Annotated in this window: 14 protein-coding genes; 2 read left to right on the plus strand and 12 right to left on the minus strand. The window is 46.4% G+C overall.

The genetic code is table 11. The features are described 5' to 3' along the window. Positions 1 to 177: 177 nt before the first annotated feature. Positions 178 to 1,359: a serine hydrolase domain-containing protein gene (locus ACSQ8O_RS24530; protein ID WP_436243753.1), complete on the minus strand. Its 1,182-nt coding sequence runs from the start codon at positions 1,357 to 1,359 to the stop codon at positions 178 to 180. A 173-nt stretch (positions 1,360 to 1,532) separates the two neighbouring features. Between ACSQ8O_RS24530 and ACSQ8O_RS24535 the strand changes: the two genes are divergently transcribed. Continuing rightward, entirely contained in the window at positions 1,533 to 1,994 is a 462-nt protein-coding gene (locus tag ACSQ8O_RS24535; RefSeq protein WP_436243754.1) for an Lrp/AsnC family transcriptional regulator, read from the plus strand. Positions 1,995 to 2,019: 25 nt separating this feature from the next. On the opposite strand, the gene ACSQ8O_RS24540 is transcribed toward ACSQ8O_RS24535, so the two are convergent. From ACSQ8O_RS24540 to ACSQ8O_RS24565, 6 genes are all read right to left on the minus strand, one after another. Continuing rightward, a complete protein-coding gene (locus tag ACSQ8O_RS24540) occupies positions 2,020 to 3,228 on the minus strand; it encodes an MFS transporter (RefSeq protein ID WP_436243755.1) in 1,209 nt (402 codons plus the stop codon). Between the two features lie 285 nt (positions 3,229 to 3,513). Next, positions 3,514 to 4,266 carry a pyruvate formate-lyase-activating protein gene (gene pflA, locus ACSQ8O_RS24545; RefSeq protein ID WP_436243756.1) on the minus strand — a complete coding sequence of 251 codons (753 nt, stop codon included), beginning with the start codon at positions 4,264 to 4,266 and terminating at the stop codon, positions 3,514 to 3,516. Between the two features lie 21 nt (positions 4,267 to 4,287). After that, on the minus strand, positions 4,288 to 6,546 hold the full coding sequence (gene pflB / locus ACSQ8O_RS24550) for a formate C-acetyltransferase (protein ID WP_436243757.1): 2,259 nt from the start codon (positions 6,544 to 6,546) through the stop codon (positions 4,288 to 4,290). Positions 6,547 to 6,573: 27 nt separating this feature from the next. Then, positions 6,574 to 9,180, minus strand: coding sequence for a bifunctional acetaldehyde-CoA/alcohol dehydrogenase (gene adhE, locus ACSQ8O_RS24555; RefSeq protein ID WP_436243758.1), 2,607 nt, complete (start codon positions 9,178 to 9,180; stop codon positions 6,574 to 6,576). Positions 9,181 to 9,492: 312 nt separating this feature from the next. Next, positions 9,493 to 10,125 carry a molybdenum cofactor guanylyltransferase gene (gene mobA / locus ACSQ8O_RS24560; RefSeq protein ID WP_436243759.1) on the minus strand — a complete coding sequence of 211 codons (633 nt, stop codon included), beginning with the start codon at positions 10,123 to 10,125 and terminating at the stop codon, positions 9,493 to 9,495. Positions 10,126 to 10,240: 115 nt separating this feature from the next. Continuing rightward, positions 10,241 to 10,765 carry a DoxX family membrane protein gene (locus ACSQ8O_RS24565; RefSeq protein WP_056613989.1) on the minus strand — a complete coding sequence of 175 codons (525 nt, stop codon included), beginning with the start codon at positions 10,763 to 10,765 and terminating at the stop codon, positions 10,241 to 10,243. A 151-nt stretch (positions 10,766 to 10,916) separates the two neighbouring features. Between ACSQ8O_RS24565 and ACSQ8O_RS24570 the strand changes: the two genes are divergently transcribed. After that, positions 10,917 to 11,204, plus strand: coding sequence for a hypothetical protein (locus ACSQ8O_RS24570; RefSeq protein WP_436243760.1), 288 nt, complete (start codon positions 10,917 to 10,919; stop codon positions 11,202 to 11,204). 237 nt (positions 11,205 to 11,441) lie between these two features. Here the strand turns inward: ACSQ8O_RS24570 and ACSQ8O_RS24575 are convergent, their stop codons facing one another. The 5 genes from ACSQ8O_RS24575 to ACSQ8O_RS24595 form a co-directional block, all read right to left on the minus strand. Continuing rightward, entirely contained in the window at positions 11,442 to 11,783 is a 342-nt protein-coding gene (locus ACSQ8O_RS24575; RefSeq protein WP_436243761.1) for a Gfo/Idh/MocA family protein, read from the minus strand. Positions 11,784 to 12,720: 937 nt separating this feature from the next. Further along, complete coding sequence (locus ACSQ8O_RS24580; RefSeq protein WP_436243762.1) at positions 12,721 to 12,822, minus strand: AraC family transcriptional regulator; 102 nt, start codon at positions 12,820 to 12,822, stop codon at positions 12,721 to 12,723. A gap of 33 nt (positions 12,823 to 12,855) precedes the next feature. Beyond that, complete coding sequence (gene araA, locus ACSQ8O_RS24585; protein ID WP_436243763.1) at positions 12,856 to 14,280, minus strand: L-arabinose isomerase; 1,425 nt, start codon at positions 14,278 to 14,280, stop codon at positions 12,856 to 12,858. A 41-nt stretch (positions 14,281 to 14,321) separates the two neighbouring features. Continuing rightward, on the minus strand, positions 14,322 to 15,017 hold the full coding sequence (locus ACSQ8O_RS24590) for an L-ribulose-5-phosphate 4-epimerase (RefSeq protein WP_436234274.1): 696 nt from the start codon (positions 15,015 to 15,017) through the stop codon (positions 14,322 to 14,324). A 2-nt stretch (positions 15,018 to 15,019) separates the two neighbouring features. Continuing rightward, positions 15,020 to 16,636 (minus strand): xylulokinase, encoded by a 1,617-nt coding sequence (locus tag ACSQ8O_RS24595; protein ID WP_436243764.1) that lies wholly within the window; start codon positions 16,634 to 16,636, stop codon positions 15,020 to 15,022. Positions 16,637 to 16,792 lie beyond the last annotated feature (156 nt).

Genomic DNA, 16,792 nt, shown 5'->3' on the forward strand with positions numbered 1-16,792 from the left:
CATATATAATGGGATAAAGCCTGCGATGAAATATCTGAATCAAGCTGGCCTTCAGGAGGAGTACCTGCTATGATTCACTCTGCAAAAGCATAAAACCAGTAGTGCTGGAATCTCTCCAGCACTACTGGTTTTTATTTTAATCAATAGGGACAATGTCACCAGTTGTCATGTATGGACCTATACAGACTTCTTCAGTCCTTCATACACAGCTTCACAAAGGTCTATCGTAAAACGGCCCGACATGCCTTCCAGAGCAGTATTGGTAAACGCCACGACGCTTATTTGTTCGACCGGATCAACAAACCAGGAATGACCATAAGTTCCGCCCATGCGCCAAGTTCCAGGCGACTCCGAAGTTTGAGCGGCCGCCGGATCTTTCAACACGGTAAAACCTAGCCCGAATCCACGCCCTGGCCAGTATGCCATTGGAAGATTGCCGATCTGGTTGGTTGTCATTTCTTGAACCAGATTCTCCGGTAAAAGAGGTGCTCCACCTTTTCGCAAGGTTTCCAATAGTCGCATAAAGTTGCACGCACTGCCAACCATGCCAGCTCCACCTGAGTGATACGCCGTTTCATCCAGTGCCCGGCCTGGAGCAAGCTTGAAACCCGAAGTACCTTCTATAAATGGAATGTGGTCAAAATCAAGCAACCGACGCGGCTCAGGATGTTCGTTGGTATATGCCGCAGAAAGCCTTAGGGGATCGACCGCAATAAATCCAGTATCATTCATGCCAAGCGGTTCGGTCACCAAAGAACGCACCGCTTCGTCGAGCGAGGCATCGGCAGACCTGGCAATGACTGCACCCAGTACATCAGTTGCAATGGAGTACTTCCACTGGGTACCCGGTATATAGAGAAGCGGTACGGAAGCAATACGGCGCAGATTCTCTTCCAATGAAATGCCAGCCTGATCCATACCATCCGATACTCCGGCGTTTTCGTATGAATCATGTTCCTTCTGGAAGAAACGGTAGGTTAGCCCTGCCGTGTGAGTCAACAAATGCCGAATGGTCACGGCAGCAATTTCACCATTTTGCAACCGGGGGCGAAATTCGGGCAGCCATTTATCCACACGGTCGTCCAACTGGAGGCGGCCTTGCGATACAAGCACTAAGGCAGCCGTGGAAACGATCGGTTTGGATACGGAAGCAAGCCGGAATAACGTATTATCTTGCATGGTCCGGCTTTGTTCACGGTCTGCATATCCGGCAGCGCGACTATAACATTCCGTTCCATTTAGCGCAACTTGGACAACAGCACCAACCAACCTTTTTTCGGCAAGTGTACGATCAATGACGTCATCAATACGTGCCTGTAAATCTTTTGTACCTATCTTATTAAAATCGTATTTTCTCAATGATAGTCATCCTCTCTAATTTTTCATGTATGGATTATCTTATTGGTGTGAGTTTATTATATAAATTAAATTGTTTGTTTTACATATTACAACAAATAAATTATGATGATTTTACAGAGTAATAAAAGGGGATTCATTTAAAATACCTTAAATTTAAAGGAGTGATGTTCAAAGTGGATCATGTAGACAAACAAATCCTTTTCCACCTTCAAAATCAGGCGAGGATTTCAATGACTGAGCTGGGTAAAAGCGTGAATCTGTCCCAGCCTGCTGTAACGGAACGAGTTAGACGAATGGAAGAGAAAGGAGTTATCGAGGAGTATCGCACCATCATCTCTCCTGAAAAAATTGGAAAGCATGCGGCAGCCTATATGTTGTTTCGGACTAGAGACTGCCTTGCATTTCTTGATTTTGTCCATACATCTCCCCAAGTTACCGAGTGCCACCGCATAAGCGGAGAACACAATTATTTATTAAAAGTACTGACCGACTCCACACGTACGCTCGAAGAGTTTGGCAATCAGTGCGATAAGTATGGAACCTATACGATCCTGATTGTCATGTCTTCACCGATCGATCATAAATTTCTCATTCATTCTCTTGAAGAAGCAGGTGGAGTTTCTGATTTGAAATAGGTAAAGATGAAAAGAGATCAGCGTCTCAACGCTTCTTTGAAGGAAATCCATGTTCTTTTGCTCGCCATACAACAAGAAGTGCAAGGAGCAGCAGTATAAACAAGGACCAAGGGAAGGATCGAACGCCTAAGGTTTCGAGTAAAACAGCGCCGATTAAGCCGCCTCCGCCGATGGCCAGATTCCATACTGTTACCAGCATCGATTGAGCCACATCCGCACTCTCGCCGGCGGCTTCAGCTATTGCTGTCTGCAGCAGTGTCGCCGCTCCGCCGAACGTAAGCCCCCAGATGGCAATTACTAAATAGACCACAATAGGCTGACTGCTGCCTATGCCAAGCAGGAGGGATGCCGATGCGAAAGCAGCGAGGCTGATTAAGACCAAATAACGCTGCATACGGTCAATCAACAGTCCGATTATCCAGATTCCAACAACCGATGTAATACCGAAAATAAGTAGCATCAAATCAATGCGCTGGGCAAGCCTGACCTGGGCAAGGTAAGGCGCAATATAAGTGTACAAAATGTTATGAGACAAAACCCAGGCCAAAACAACAATCAATACGGGCCGCATCCCCTGTAGGATGAAGACTTCCTTGAGTGGGAGTCTCTTGGCAACGGCCTGTCCAGGATAGTCCGGCATCTTCCAGACCACCCAAGCAACGAGCAGCACCGTCAGCAACGACATGATTACAAAAACAGAGCGCCAGCCCACAAGAGCACCGAGGAATGTTCCGGCAGGGACGCCAAGCGCCAGAGCGAGTGGCGCGCCGACCATTGCTACTGCCATGGCCCGGCCCTTGAGCGCATCTGGCACCATACGCCTTGCATAGCCTGCTGTCATTCCCCACAAGACACCTGCAGATACTCCTGCCAAGAAACGGGCAACCAGCGTCAACGTGTAATTAGATGATAGAGCAGTAGCGCTGTTGAACACGAGAAACCCAATGATGCACAGCAACAGCAGCGGCCTTCTCCTCCACCCTCGTGTTGCGGTAGTCAATGGAATCGCGGCGAGTAGGGAGCCAAGAGCATACAACGTGACCAACTGGCCGGCGAAAGCCTCAGAGACCCCAAGCCCCTCGCCGATCTGGGGAAGCAAACCGGCCGGAAGTGTCTCTGTAAGGATACAAATAAATCCCGCCATCGCAAGGGCTAATAATCCGGCCCATGGAAGGCGATCAGAAGACGTAGCGCTCGTGACACTTTGCGTGGCTGAAGTCAGATTTGAGCTCAATATCAAGCACCTCCTGGTTATTATTTGTGTGGATGAATGATTCCACTGCCAAGCGAACAATCACTCAGTAGAGTTAAGTTTACAAAATTAATTCGTTATTTTACATACATCAATCCAGGTAAATGGACACATTTAGTCACAGTATTAAATTCAAAAATCAGCATTTACCTTTAATTTAAAAATTACTTTGCGGGGGCCCCCATCTTACGCTCCGTCCGCGCGGGCGAACCCACCGGGGTTCTCTCCCCATAGCACCATACAAAAAAAAAACGCGATCCCAAAGGATCACGTTTTTTCTAGTGCGGAGCCTAGGGGGATCGAACCCATCCCCCTATCAATGAGATTCCTTGCTCGCGTAACTTCCTGATCTGTTGGCGCAGGACAATGTTCGAGCGGGTATTCCTTCCCCATTTGCTGCCATTTGTAGACGCCCATTCTGTGATAGGGTAGGAGCTCAATTTTATTAACATTACGCAAGGAGCCAATGAACATGCCAAGATCGACGAGATCCTTGTGATCATCCGTCCATCCGGGTACTAGGACATGACGAATCCAAACAGGTTTATCGATCTCACTCAGATGTTCAGCAAAGCGCTTAGTTCGATCGTTAGGTTGTGCAGTAAGGGCAACGTGCTTAGCAGAATCAATCTGTTTCAAATCGAGCAGTACTAAATCGGTCACATCCAAAAGCTCCTGCGCATGACTCGCCTCACAAAAGCCGTTCGTATCCAGCACGGTATGAAGACCCCAGCGCCGTTTGCACTCAGCGAACAAACGGGCTAGGAAAGGAGCCTGCAAAGTCGGCTCCCCACCTGTTACTGTAATCCCACCGCCTGAATGACGATAATACGTTAGATAAGGCTCAATCTCATTCAGAATCTCCTCGATATCCATCTGCCTGCCCGTATTCATCTCCCATGAATCCGGATTATGACAGTACTTACACTGCAGGGCGCAGCCCTGCATGAAGAGAACAAAGCGGATGCCCGGACCGTCAACGGTGCCAAAGGTGTCGAAGGAATGTATGCGTCCTTTCATCGGTCTGTCCCCTTTCTATCGTTACATCGTGCCGTGGAAAGTACGATGGATCACATCAAGCTGCTGTTCCTTGGTCAGCTTGATGAAGTTCACCGCGTAGCCGGAAACACGGATCGTCAATTGTGGATAAAGCTCTGGATGCTCCATCGCATCCAACAGCTTGGATCGGTCAAATACATTTATATTCAAATGATGTCCTAGATTCGCCATGTAGCCATCGAGCAACGCGACCAGATTGGAGATGCGTGTCTCTTCTTCACGACCGAGAGCCTTCGGTACGATGGAGAACGTGTTGGATATGCCATCAAGGCAATGCTCGTAAGGGAGCTTGGCGACAGATGCCAATGAAGCCAACGCACCTTTGCGGTCACGTCCATGCATAGGATTGGCGCCTGGCGCGAAGGGCTCGCCGGCTTTGCGGCCGTCTGGCGTGCTCCCTGTCTTTTTCCCATACACGACATTGGATGTAATCGTTAGAACGGACATGGTTGGCACAGAACCGCGATACGTCTTGTGCTTCCTGATCTTATTCATGAATGTTTCCGTTACTTGCACGGCAATCGCATCGACACGCTCATCATTATTGCCATACTGCGGGTATTCGCCTTCAATTTGGAAATCGACGGTAATGCCCTTCTCATCGTGGATCGGGCGAACCTTCGCATACTTAATGGCGCTAAGAGAGTCAGCTACTACGGATAATCCTGCGATACCGGTAGCCATCGTACGTACAATTTCACGGTCGTGAAGAGCCATCTCCAGCCGCTCATAGCAATATTTATCATGCATATAATGAATGACGTTAAGTGTGTTCACATACAGCTTAGCCAGCCACTCCATGACCGTATCGAATCTCTCCGCCACTTCTTCGTAATTCAGAACCTCGGAGGTTAACGGTGTTAACTGTGGGCCTACCTGTATCCCTAGTTTCTCATCCACTCCACCATTAATCGCATAGAGCAACGCTTTGGCTAAATTGGCACGGGCGCCAAAGAATTGCATCTGCTTGCCGACCCGCATAGCGGATACACAGCAAGCAATGCCGTAATCATCCCCATAATAAGGTCGCATCAGGTCGTCATTCTCATATTGAATCGAACTGGTTTCAACCGATACCTTGGCACAATAAGCCTTGAAGCCCTCCGGCAGCTGAGTCGACCACAGGACAGTCAGGTTAGGTTCAGGGGCAGGGCCCAAGTTATATAAAGTATGCAGGAAACGGAACGAATTTTTCGTGACACGCGCTCTGCCATCCATGCCCATACCGCCAATCGATTCTGTCACCCAGGTAGGGTCGCCGCTGAAAAGCTCGTTGTAATCTGGGGTGCGCAGAAATTTAACGATACGAAGCTTCATGACAAAATGGTCAACAAGCTCTTGCGCCTCTACTTCCGTCAACGTCCCCTCTCGTAAATCCCGTTCGATATAAATATCAAGAAAGCTTGATACGCGTCCAAGGCTCATCGCCGCGCCATTCTGTTCCTTAATGGCTGCCAAATAAGCAAAGTACAGCCATTGCACCGCTTCAGCGGCGTTCACTGCCGGCTTTGCAATATCATAGCCGTAGGTTTTGGCCATCTGCTTTAGTTCACCCAAGCTGCGCATTTGTTCGGAAAGTTCTTCGCGCAGCCGAATGATATCCTCGGTGATCGCGTCCACTTCCAATTGCAGAAGATCGTTCTTCTTCTCTTGGATTAGCCGGTCTACACCATACAGAGCAACACGGCGGTAATCGCCAATAATGCGACCGCGACCGTAAGCATCAGGAAGACCAGTGATGATAGCAGCCTTACGCGCGGTCTTCATCTCTGAGGTGTACGCATCGAACACACCTTGGTTATGCGTTTTGCGAATATCGGTAAACACCTGAACAATTTCTTCCGGCAGCTTAAAGCCATAAGCCTCACAAGCATCGATCACCATCCGAATACCGCCGAAAGGTTGTACGGAACGCTTTAAAGGAGCATCGGTTTGCAGACCGACGATTTTCTCCTTATGCTGTGCGATATAGCCTGGCGCATGGGAGGTAATCGTGGAGATCGTCTGGACATCAATGTCCAGCACGCCTCCGTTCTCTCGCTCTTGCTGGGTTAGCGTACTCACCATCCGCCATAGCTCATTTGTCGCTTCTGTTGGACCTGCCAGGAAGGCATGATCTCCTGGATACACGGTTATATTTTTATGAATAAAGTCGTTCACATCAATGGAACCTTCCCAGTTGCCTTGGATAAACTCTCTCCAGCCATTCTCTATCCTAATCTCTTTTTCTCTTGTCGCCATGATAAAGCCTCCTTAGGTAATGCACGATTAAAACTTACCGTAAAATGCATTTCGATATACGTCAGCCAGCTCCGTTACTAGCGGCATCCGAGGATTGGCCGTTGTACACTGATCTTCGAAAGCTCGATCCGCCAAGTAATCGACACGCGTCTCGAATTGTTCCGCCTGGAACCCAAGATCCTGAAATTTCTCCGGAATTCCGAGAATTTTGTTCAGCTTGCGGATCGCCTCGATAAGGCTGTTCACGCCTTCTTCCGTTGTATTAGCTGGAAGCCCCAGCATGCGCGCGATTTCAGCATAGCGTTGGTCGGCTACGAAGTGATCGTATTTCGGGAACGAAGTAAACTTCGTCGGCTTTTGAGCATTATAGCGAATGACATGCGGCATCAAAATCGCGTTGGTACGTCCATGTGCGGTGTGATACTCGCCGCCCCATTTATGCGCCAAGCTGTGATTAATACCCAGGAAAGCATTCGCAAAGGCCATACCGGCAATGGTTGAGGCATTATGCATTTTCTCACGGGCAATAGGATCTGCTGTGGCATACGATTTCTCTAAATTTTGGAATACCAATTGGATTGCTTTCATCGCCAAACCATCGGAATAATCATTCGCCATCACAGACACATACGATTCAATGGCGTGCGTTAGGACATCCATACCGGTGTCTGCTACCGCTGTCTTCGGCAAGCTGTACACGTAATCAGGATCAATGATGGCAACATCCGGTGTAAGCTCGTAATCAGCAAGCGGGTACTTTGTATTGCCTTTTTCTTTATCTGTAATTACAGCGAAAGACGTCACTTCCGAACCTGTACCCGAAGTCGTAGGAATCGCGACAAATTTCGCTTTGCGTCCCAGACGCGGATATTTGTAAACCCGTTTACGGATATCCATGAATTTTTGCTTTAAGGCATCAAAGCTAGTATCTGGGTATTCATAGAACAGCCACATCGCTTTAGCCGCATCCATCGGTGACCCGCCGCCCAAGGCGATAATGCAATCCGGCTGGAAGCTTGCCATCTGTGCCCGGCCGCGTTCTACGGTTTCAACAGACGGATCAGGCTCCACATCCGAGAACACTTCGATATAGACGGGAAGCTGCCGCTTACGGAGGTAATATTCTACACGCTCTACATAACCGAGCTTCACCATCATCGGATCCGTGACAATCATGACGCGCGTAATGTCTGGCATTTTTTCCAAATACTGAGTAGCTCCCTTTTCAAAATAAATCTTCGGCGGTATCTTGAACCACTGCATATTGACGGTGCGGTAAGCAACCCGCTTCACATTGATCAGATTCACCGCGCTCACGTTAGAGGTCGTGGAATTATGTCCGTATGAACCGCAGCCTAGTGTCAAGGATGGCAAATTCGTATTATAAATGTCCCCAATAGCGCCATGTGTGGAAGGTGAATTAACAATCACACGTCCCGTTTGAAGCTTGTTGGAGAATGCCTGTATGACTTCTGTATTCTGTGAGTGAATGACAGAGGAATGTCCCATACCTCCGAATTTCACCACTTCCACAGCCCGGTCAATGCCTTGCTCCGCGTTCTTCACTTTGTAACAAGCGAGTACGGGGCTTAGCTTTTCAGCTGACAATGGGTAGGCCTCACCGACACCCGCTAGTTCCGCGACTAGCATTTTCGTGTTCACAGGCACCTGAATACCAGCCATCTCAGCAATTTTCACAGCAGATTGACCTACGATAACCGCGTTCACCGCACATTTCTCACTGTTAATTACCAGTTTGGAGACCGCTTCTGTTTCTTCTTTATTTAAAAAGTAACAGCCCTGGTCCACCATCATTTTTTTTGTTTCCGTGTATACCGGTTCCTCAATAATAACTGCTTGTTCGGAGGCGCAAATCATGCCGTTATCAAAGGTCTTGGATAGGATCAAGTCATTCACAGCCTGCGGCAAATTCGCTGTCTTCTCTATGAAGCAAGGAACATTACCAGGTCCAACGCCCAAGGCTGGCTTACCGGTGCTATAGGCTGCCTTCACCATGGAAGAGCCTCCCGTAGCTAGAACTAGCGCTACATCGGGATGATTCATCAGCAACTGCGTAGCTTCCACGGATGGATGCTTCACCCATTGAATACAATGCTCTGGAGCGCCGGCCTTAACTGCCGCATCCAGTAATGTCGCTGCTGCCGCAGCACTTGATTGTTGTGCAGACGGGTGGAAGGCGAAAATGATTGGATTACGGGTTTTTGTTGCAATCAATGATTTGAACATCGTCGTCGAAGTCGGATTGGTTACAGGTGTAACACCCGCGATAATGCCCACGGGCTCAGCTACCATTCGGCAGTTCTCGTACGTATTTTCCTCAATCACACCGACCGTCTTGTTATTTTTAATGCTGTGGTAAATATATTCAGTAGCAAATAGATTCTTGGTGATTTTATCTTCATACACACCACGACCGGTTTCCTCCACAGCAAGCTTGGCAAGAACCATGTGCCTATCGATGCCGGCTAATGCCATTTGCTGAATGACATGGTCTACCTGATCTTGATCCAGCTTTAGAAATTGCTGCTGTGCTTCTTTCGCTCTGGCCACCAGTTGGTTGACTTCCTCTTGCGCTGAAATCCGTTCATTCATCTTCGCTTCTTTGGTTGTCATGGTTTATTCACTCCTTTATTTACATTCCATGTGAAGCCGTTACCTTGTTGTTCTACTCTTAGATTAAGCTTAATCAGGAACCCTAACTATGATAAAAATCACATAACGAGAGGTTAAAGCGATTTCTTCTTTGAACTTCTTGTGAATAATTTCACATTCCAATTTATAGAAAAGGCAGCAGTTCTATTTTCATAAAATTGCTGCCTTGCTCCCGCCGATTCCATAGCTTCTCCTATCGGATACTCCGTCTCTCCTTTAGGCGCACACAGCAAAGCAATGACGTTATAGACTTCTCACTATCTCAAATAGTAATCATGAACCATCCGTTACTTCCGTTGGTTTTCCATGTTCTACAAAGCCCATGGCCTCGTATTCCTCAAACGTTGTGATATTGTAAACAAAATTCAAATCAACGCCGTTCTCAAGTAAGAAACGATCCCCTAGTTCGCTCCAAAAAACATGGTTTAGCAAGGCAGAAACTTTGGTTTCCCCTTGATTTAATAAATGCACGATGTGGGACGCACAAGCTCGGTCATAAATGCCATGCAATGGGTAAAGCTCGCTGGCCACCAAAGGAACAACGGCCTCAAATCCATCCAGCTTTCTTTGCATCAATAACTGCGCTGCTTTACTAGAAATAAAGGGCATATCGCACCCGACTACCCAGACGGAAGTATGTATAGCTAGAGATAATGCGGCGTGCATACCACCAAGAGGGCCATGACCTGCAAAAAAATCCGTAATAATACGAACGGAACGATCAACTTTGTTTAGATAGGGCTTGGGATCATTGGTAACAATAATCAACTCATCGCATATTTCCCTCATACACACTATCTGTCGGACAATAAGAGGCTTTCCGCCAAACGGGAGTAATGCCTTCAGTTCTCCGTTCATTCGACGGTTTGCTCCACCAGCCAAAATAACTCCTGAAAGCATACCCATCACTTCCCTTTCAAATTAATGTATAGTTAATGAAAAAACACCCACTCTTACTCTCAGATTACGGAGTAGAAAGAGCAGGTGTTATCACTATTTATCATTGGATTAGGCCCTCATCTTATCTGAATTTTGCTTTTAAATGGAATAGTTCTAAGATCTTATCCAACCACCTGTGTAAGTAGGGAAGGATCATATGGTCCACACCAAATTTACCTGCATTAGCGCCTGCCGCTAATATGAAAAATCCCAGAAGCATTAACCATGGATTACTGCTGACAGTACCGGCAAACATATACATAAAATTCATCATTAAGCCGAAGAAAATTGCTACAGTAGTCAACGCACCTAACAGTAGACCCAAACCAACCAATAATTCCCCCCAAGGAACCATAACGTTAAACCAACCAACATGCGGTAGAGCAAAATTTTTCAAGAAAGCAACATAATTCGCATAAACCATATCTGTCGTTCCGCTTTCAAGAACTGGTTTAGCAATTGCACCTTTTAGATATCCTGTAGCGTCGAAAGCTTTTTCACCTGTGATTTTGTGCCATCCTGCTATCATCCATTCCCAACCGACATACAAACGAATGATCGTCAAGAGCATTGCAGCGTAGTTATTTTCCCTTAACCATTTCATCATTTGAACCATCTCCTTCGTCCTTTATGATTTTATTGTAGATCGAAGAGAGTGACGTGTAAGTGATAATAATCACAGCTTCCTACATTTATCTTATTTATAATGAATTTAATTAATCTTTGATCATGTGCGAGAACAGGAGCTGATCCAATTTATGAAAAGAGAATTTACAGTGCATTTTAAAGTAATCCACCATGATAAAAGTTCCTTATTAAGGGGCATTATTTTCTTGGAGGAGAATCAAAAGCCTACCTTGATAGATTATGAACAATGCCTTAGGGATTGTGGCCATGACGTAATTCTTGAAGATAAAGAACACGTAATTTTCAGAGCTTTTAAACCGGATGAAGATTACATCATTCACATTTTAGAAGAGGAAAACTACACTACTAGAGATATAATCGTCGAAAGTCTAGTTAGAAATCTTATTAATGTAAAATAACTTAAATAAGTTAAGACAAGTGATCATAAAAATGTTGAGTGACAATTTAAGTTTTGAGGTGCAAGAAGCCAGCAAACGCAAGGGTTTGCTGGCTTTTTCGCAGAAAACAGATGACAAATAAGTTTTGAAGCACTTCTTACAACTCCATCATTTAAATAGTTCTTGGTTCTGATTTCTATTATAATCTCACTTCCTGCCCCGTTTCCGCCGACTTGTAAATGGCAGCTAGTATTTTGATCATATCAACGCCATGCTCCGGAGTAAGGATAGGCTCCACCCAAATCGAATGAACCCGATTGCTAAATCCTCGACATCGAAAGTCCCGTTCTCTTGTTTTTCGCCGAATTGGCTGTGAACGGAATCGGAAATATCATTGTTAGCGAATTTGGTGTACGTGGCGCCAGAGACGGCAACCTGCTTCGGATTACCCATCAGCCATACGGCAAGGTCAATCATATGCACGCCCAAATCGATCAATGGCCCGCCTCCGGAAAGCTCCTTGGTTGTAAACCATCCGCCTTTACCGGGAATCCCACGACGGCGAATCCAACCGCAACGACCCGTGTATACTTCTCCCATATGACCTTCACGGATATATTGCTTGCTACAGTTTTATAACTCGATGTTCCCTGCGTGTATTCATGAACGGCAGCTAACTTAAACTCCTCCGTCTACCGATTTATTGTTTGCCCTTTTTAGCCAAAGAAAAATCCCCTCCAAGTTGTACTCAAGCCCTTATGGTACCATAAGGGCTTTTTTGAGTGTCTACTTAAAGGGGATACTACCAGTTTGCTGGCTTTTCATATAAAATCAATTTACAAATTGAGTTTTGAAGTGGTGTTTTCGGGGATTTGTTGTAAAATTAGTCTTCAATTTTTCAAATAAAAATTTACCATATCATTGTATGCCTCATCAACAAAAGTTACCTTCGCTTCCTTATCAAGGCGGTTAATTAAACTCGTATACTGTTCATTAACGTAATGTCAAATTACGCCATCTTTCACCTCTTCAAACGGTCGATAACCAAGGTCAGTCTTGCTTATGATTCTAATAAAACCTATGTAAACTCGCGAAACTATGTAAAAAACATTACTTCTCATTTATCTACTTTTATGAAGTCAACGATACAAAAAAAACGAAACCTAGAACAACAATAAATGTAAGCAGAGAATTTAGATTCCTCACGCTGCTAATATTAATTATATTAATAATTTACATCCCTTTCAAACTGAGGATTCCAACGGGAAAAACTTACTCCGACGAGGAGATCGAGAATTGGCAATGGAAAGTATCGATTAATTCAAAACATCAAAATTGTAAAACCGGATGATAAAAGTCAGTCAATAGGAATTTTTTGAGTCTGATATTAAATGCTCTTAATATTGTTGTTATCATTTCTACTCTCTAAATCCCATAGTAAAACAAAAACTGCAATCACGTAAGGAACAGTGATCGCAGTCTTTATTTTGTTGACCATTCTTTGAACAGTCTCCTATTTAGCATCATATATATTGATCTATCCGTACATCTGATGAAAAAGACTGATAAAATAGCTAGTTTGGCTAAATCCTGCTTCATAGGCGATCTGCAAAATTGATAATTGAGTAGACACCAACATATTCCAGCTTCTTCTTTTCGCCTTAATTATAGACTACTTAATAACGACGTATTCCAAGTTAACCAGCTTGGCGTAGGTCACGATTTGGTCTGTTGTCAAGTTCAAAGAAGCAACGGTATGGTGGCCGCCACCATTCTCTATCCAGGCTCTCACCCCATCCTGGAAGTTCGGCTTCACGCTCCAGAGTACACGAGCCACAGGAAGCTTAGGAGCCGGAACCGTCGGCTCGAAAGCGGTAACCTCGTTGATCAGCAATTTATAATGAGTGCCGAAGTCCGCCATGGATACGACGACGCCTTCCCCGCCTTTACCGTCGAATACCAGACGCGCCGGATCTTCTTTACCGCCGATTCCAAGTGGCGAAACGATGATTTTCGGCTTGTTGCTTGCAAAGGTCGGATCTACTTCGAGCATATGGGATTGCAGGATCGCTTCCTGACCAGCCGCCATCTCGTAAGTATAATCCTCCATAAAGCCTGTATTTTGATTGTGGCTCATCACTTTCAGCAAGCGGGCAAGAGCAGCTGTCTTCCAGTCACCCTCGCCAGCAAAGCCGTAGCCTTGCGCCATCAGACGTTGAACAGCTAGACCAGGAAGCTGTTTCATTCCATGCAAATCTTCGAAGTTCGTAGTGAAGGCATTATAACCTTTCTCATCCAAGAAACGTTTGATGGCAATTTCGTAACTCGCTTGGATTCTGACGCTCGCTTCCCACGCTTCTTTACTGTTCGTTCCGAAATCGAATTCGTAAAGCTCCGCATATTGGCCCAGCAGATCATCAATTTCTTGCTCTGAAACGGCATTCACATATTGCACTAGGTCGCCGATGCCGTAGTAGTCCACGGTCCATCCGAATTGAATTTGGGCTTCGACTTTGTCCCCTTCCGTTACGCCAACATTGCGCATGTTGTCGCCGAAACGGGCAACTTTAATGTTGAAGCTTTCATTATAAGCAACAGCTACGTCCATCCAATCCGCAATCTGCTGTTTCACTTCCGGACGTCCCCAGTAGCCTACAACGATTTTATTTTGTTTCTTCAGACGGGCATTAATGAAGCCGTATTCGCGATCGCCGTGAGCGGCTTGATTCAGGTTCATAAAGTCCATGTCAATCGTTGCCCAAGGAATGCTTTCATTGAACTGTGTAGCCAAGTGAAGCAGAGGCTTCTGCAGCATTTTTGTACCGCGAATCCACATTTTTGCTGGCGAGAACGTATGCATCCATGTGATGACACCAGCCACTTCATCACGATAGTTGACCTCTTTCATGAGGCTTGTAATTTTATCCGCGGTTACTGCTAGGTCCTGCAAGACAAGCGGATACGGAAGTACACCGCTATTATTCAAAGCATCGGTCATTGTCTGCGCGTGAGCTTTTACTTCAGCCAGCGCCTCTTCTCCGTACAGATGTTGCGAACCTACGACGAACCAAAACTGTTTAGCTGCTGTTGTTGACATCTTAATCATCCTCTTCCTGTATTTATTAATGAGTACGGTTATTACTTCTGCCCGTAGTAGGCATCTTTCCCGTGTTTCCGAAGATAGTGCTTATCCAGTATGCCTTGAGGCAGTTCTTTTGCAAAATGATTCAATTGCCGCGCGTACAAATTCATCTTGCAAACTTCCTCTAGCACAACGCTGTTCACGACTGCCGAATTCGCATCTTTCCCCCAAGTAAATGGAGCATGCCCCTGAAGCAGGACGGCCGGAACTGCCATGACATCCAATCCGCGCTTCTCGAACTCTTCGATGATGACACGGCCCGTCTCCGCTTCGTACCCCCGGTCAATCTCCGCTTGGTTCAAGAAACGGGCGCAAGGCACGGCGCCATAGAAGGTATCCGCATGCGTCGTTCCCATAACGGGTACATCCAGTCCCGCCTGCGCCCAAATGGTTGCCCAGGTTGAGTGGGTATGTACGATACCGCCGATTTGCGGATAGTGTTTGTACAACACGGCGTGAGTCGCGGTATCGGAGGACGGTCTCATCTCTCCCTCGACCACATTACCGTCGAGATCCACAACGACCATGTCGCTCGGTTTCATCTTTTCATAGCTGACTCCGCTTGGTTTGATCACGAACAAGCCGCTTTCCCTATCGATGGCGCTCGCATTGCCCCAAGTAAATTTTACGAGTCCGTGCTTCGGCAAATCCAGATTCGCTTGATACACTTCTTCTTTCAGTTGTTCTAACAACGTTAGTCCCTCCCGTTCTCTAGCAGATGGTCTACTGCAGCCTGTTCGATGGCCAACCCTGCTTGATATCGTTTGATGAATGCTTGGAACCCTTTTACATCCGATGAATCTGGAGCAATCTCCTGTCCTTCGGCATCTCTAAAGACCTTCTGCTCGAGAAAGTTATCCAGGCTCTCTTCTTGATCCTTATTGATCATATATGAAGCCAGAAGCGCCATACCCCATGCCCCGCCTTCGCCGGCCGTGGACATGACCGAGATCGGTACGTTCAGCGCGCCCGCTAAGATCTTTTGTCCGACGACAGGAGTTTTGAAAAGGCCCCCATGAGCCAAAATGCTGTCAATGGCGACTTGTTCGTTTTCGGTCAAAATGTCCATTCCGAGTTTCAATGCTCCGAAAGCAGTGAATAAGTGCGTTCGCATGAAATTAGCCAGATTAAAGTTGCTTTCTGGTGAGCGAACGAACAGCGGCCGGCCTTTGTCGATTCCCGTAATATTCTCGCCCGAGAGATAACCGTAGCTAAGTAAACCTCCGCCATCCGGATCAGCCTCTAATGCCTTATTCAACAACACGCTGAACAATTTGCCGGAATCTACGCCGTATCCCATGGCTTCGGAGAATTCACGGAACAAGCCCATCCAGGCGTTGAGATCGCTGGAGCAGTTGTTGGCATGCACCATGCCGACCGGATTGCCGTTCGGCGTCGTGACCATATCGATCTCCGGATAAACCTTGGATAATTCTTTCTCCAATACAATCATTGCAAAAACGGAAGTGCCCACGGAAATGTTACCCGTACGTTTCTTGACGCTATTCGTCGCAACCATGCCTGTGCCGGCATCGCCCTCTGGAGGACATAGCAGAATACCAGACTGCAGATCCCCATCTAGGTCTAGAATGCCAGCTCCCGTCTCCGTTAGTTCACCAACTTGCTCACCGGAGAGATATACTTTAGGAAGAAGATCCTCAAGCTTCCACGGATAGCCTTTAGCTGCGATAAGTTCATCGAATTGTTTAACCATCGATGGATGGTAATTACGGCTTGCTTCATCAATAGGGAAGATCCCAGAAGCATCTCCGATGCCGATCACTTTTTTGCCAGTCAGCAGCCAGTGAATATATCCAGACAGCGTCGTTACGAAATCAATACTAGGTACATGTTCCTCTTGATTTAATATCGCTTGGTACAAATGAGCGATACTCCAGCGCTCGGGGATATTAAATTGAAACAAGTCCGTTAATTCCCTAGCTGCCACGCCGGTTGTTGCGTTGCGCCAAGTCCGAAACGGCACCAGCAGCTCACCCGTGCTGTCGAATGCCATATAACCGTGCATCATAGCGGAAAACCCGATCGAACCCACGGTCCGGAGGGTAACCCCGTAATTCCGTTCCACTTCTTGCTTCATTTCACGATAAGCGGTTTGGAGGCCTTTAATAATATCCTTCTGGTTGTACGTCCAAAATCCGTCTTTCAACTGATTTTCCCACTCATAGCTCCCCGATGCGATGGTCTCGAATCGACGATCGATCAACACCGCTTTGATCCGCGTAGATCCGAATTCGATACCTAGCGAGGTTTCGCCCTTGGTTATCGCTTCTTTCAAGTCTACAAGATTCATAATCACATATGTCCCCTCTCTGTTTAACCCAAACGATTTTGATTCGTATACTAGCTAATTCCGATCGAATCGGTCACTCGATGAAATAAAAGGAAGATTACGATCGCAAGAAGGCGCTTTCTCCAATTGATATTTTTAGTATATTTTCTGTACGTA

The sequence above is a fragment of the Paenibacillus sp. LjRoot56 genome, from assembly GCF_964253335.1.
Taxonomy (GTDB): domain Bacteria; phylum Bacillota; class Bacilli; order Paenibacillales; family NBRC-103111; genus Paenibacillus_E; species Paenibacillus_E allorhizoplanae.

Excerpts from the sequence above, each read along its gene's own strand:
- araA (WP_436243763.1), bottom strand. The coding sequence starts at position 14,280 with ATGTCAACAACAGCAGCTAAACAGTTTTGGTTCGTCGTAGGTTCGCAA.
- ACSQ8O_RS24595 (WP_436243764.1), bottom strand. The coding sequence starts at position 16,636 with ATGAATCTTGTAGACTTGAAAGAAGCGATAACCAAGGGCGAAACCTCG.
- pflA (WP_436243756.1), bottom strand. The coding sequence starts at position 4,266 with ATGAAAGGACGCATACATTCCTTCGACACCTTTGGCACCGTTGACGGT.
- ACSQ8O_RS24580 (WP_436243762.1), bottom strand. The coding sequence starts at position 12,822 with ATGTTGGTGTCTACTCAATTATCAATTTTGCAGATCGCCTATGAAGCA.
- pflB (WP_436243757.1), bottom strand. The coding sequence starts at position 6,546 with ATGGCGACAAGAGAAAAAGAGATTAGGATAGAGAATGGCTGGAGAGAG.
- mobA (WP_436243759.1), bottom strand. The coding sequence starts at position 10,125 with ATGGGTATGCTTTCAGGAGTTATTTTGGCTGGTGGAGCAAACCGTCGA.
- ACSQ8O_RS24575 (WP_436243761.1), bottom strand. The coding sequence starts at position 11,783 with ATGGGAGAAGTATACACGGGTCGTTGCGGTTGGATTCGCCGTCGTGGG.
- ACSQ8O_RS24570 (WP_436243760.1), top strand. The coding sequence starts at position 10,917 with ATGAAAAGAGAATTTACAGTGCATTTTAAAGTAATCCACCATGATAAA.
- ACSQ8O_RS24565 (WP_056613989.1), bottom strand. The coding sequence starts at position 10,765 with ATGATGAAATGGTTAAGGGAAAATAACTACGCTGCAATGCTCTTGACG.
- adhE (WP_436243758.1), bottom strand. The coding sequence starts at position 9,180 with ATGACAACCAAAGAAGCGAAGATGAATGAACGGATTTCAGCGCAAGAG.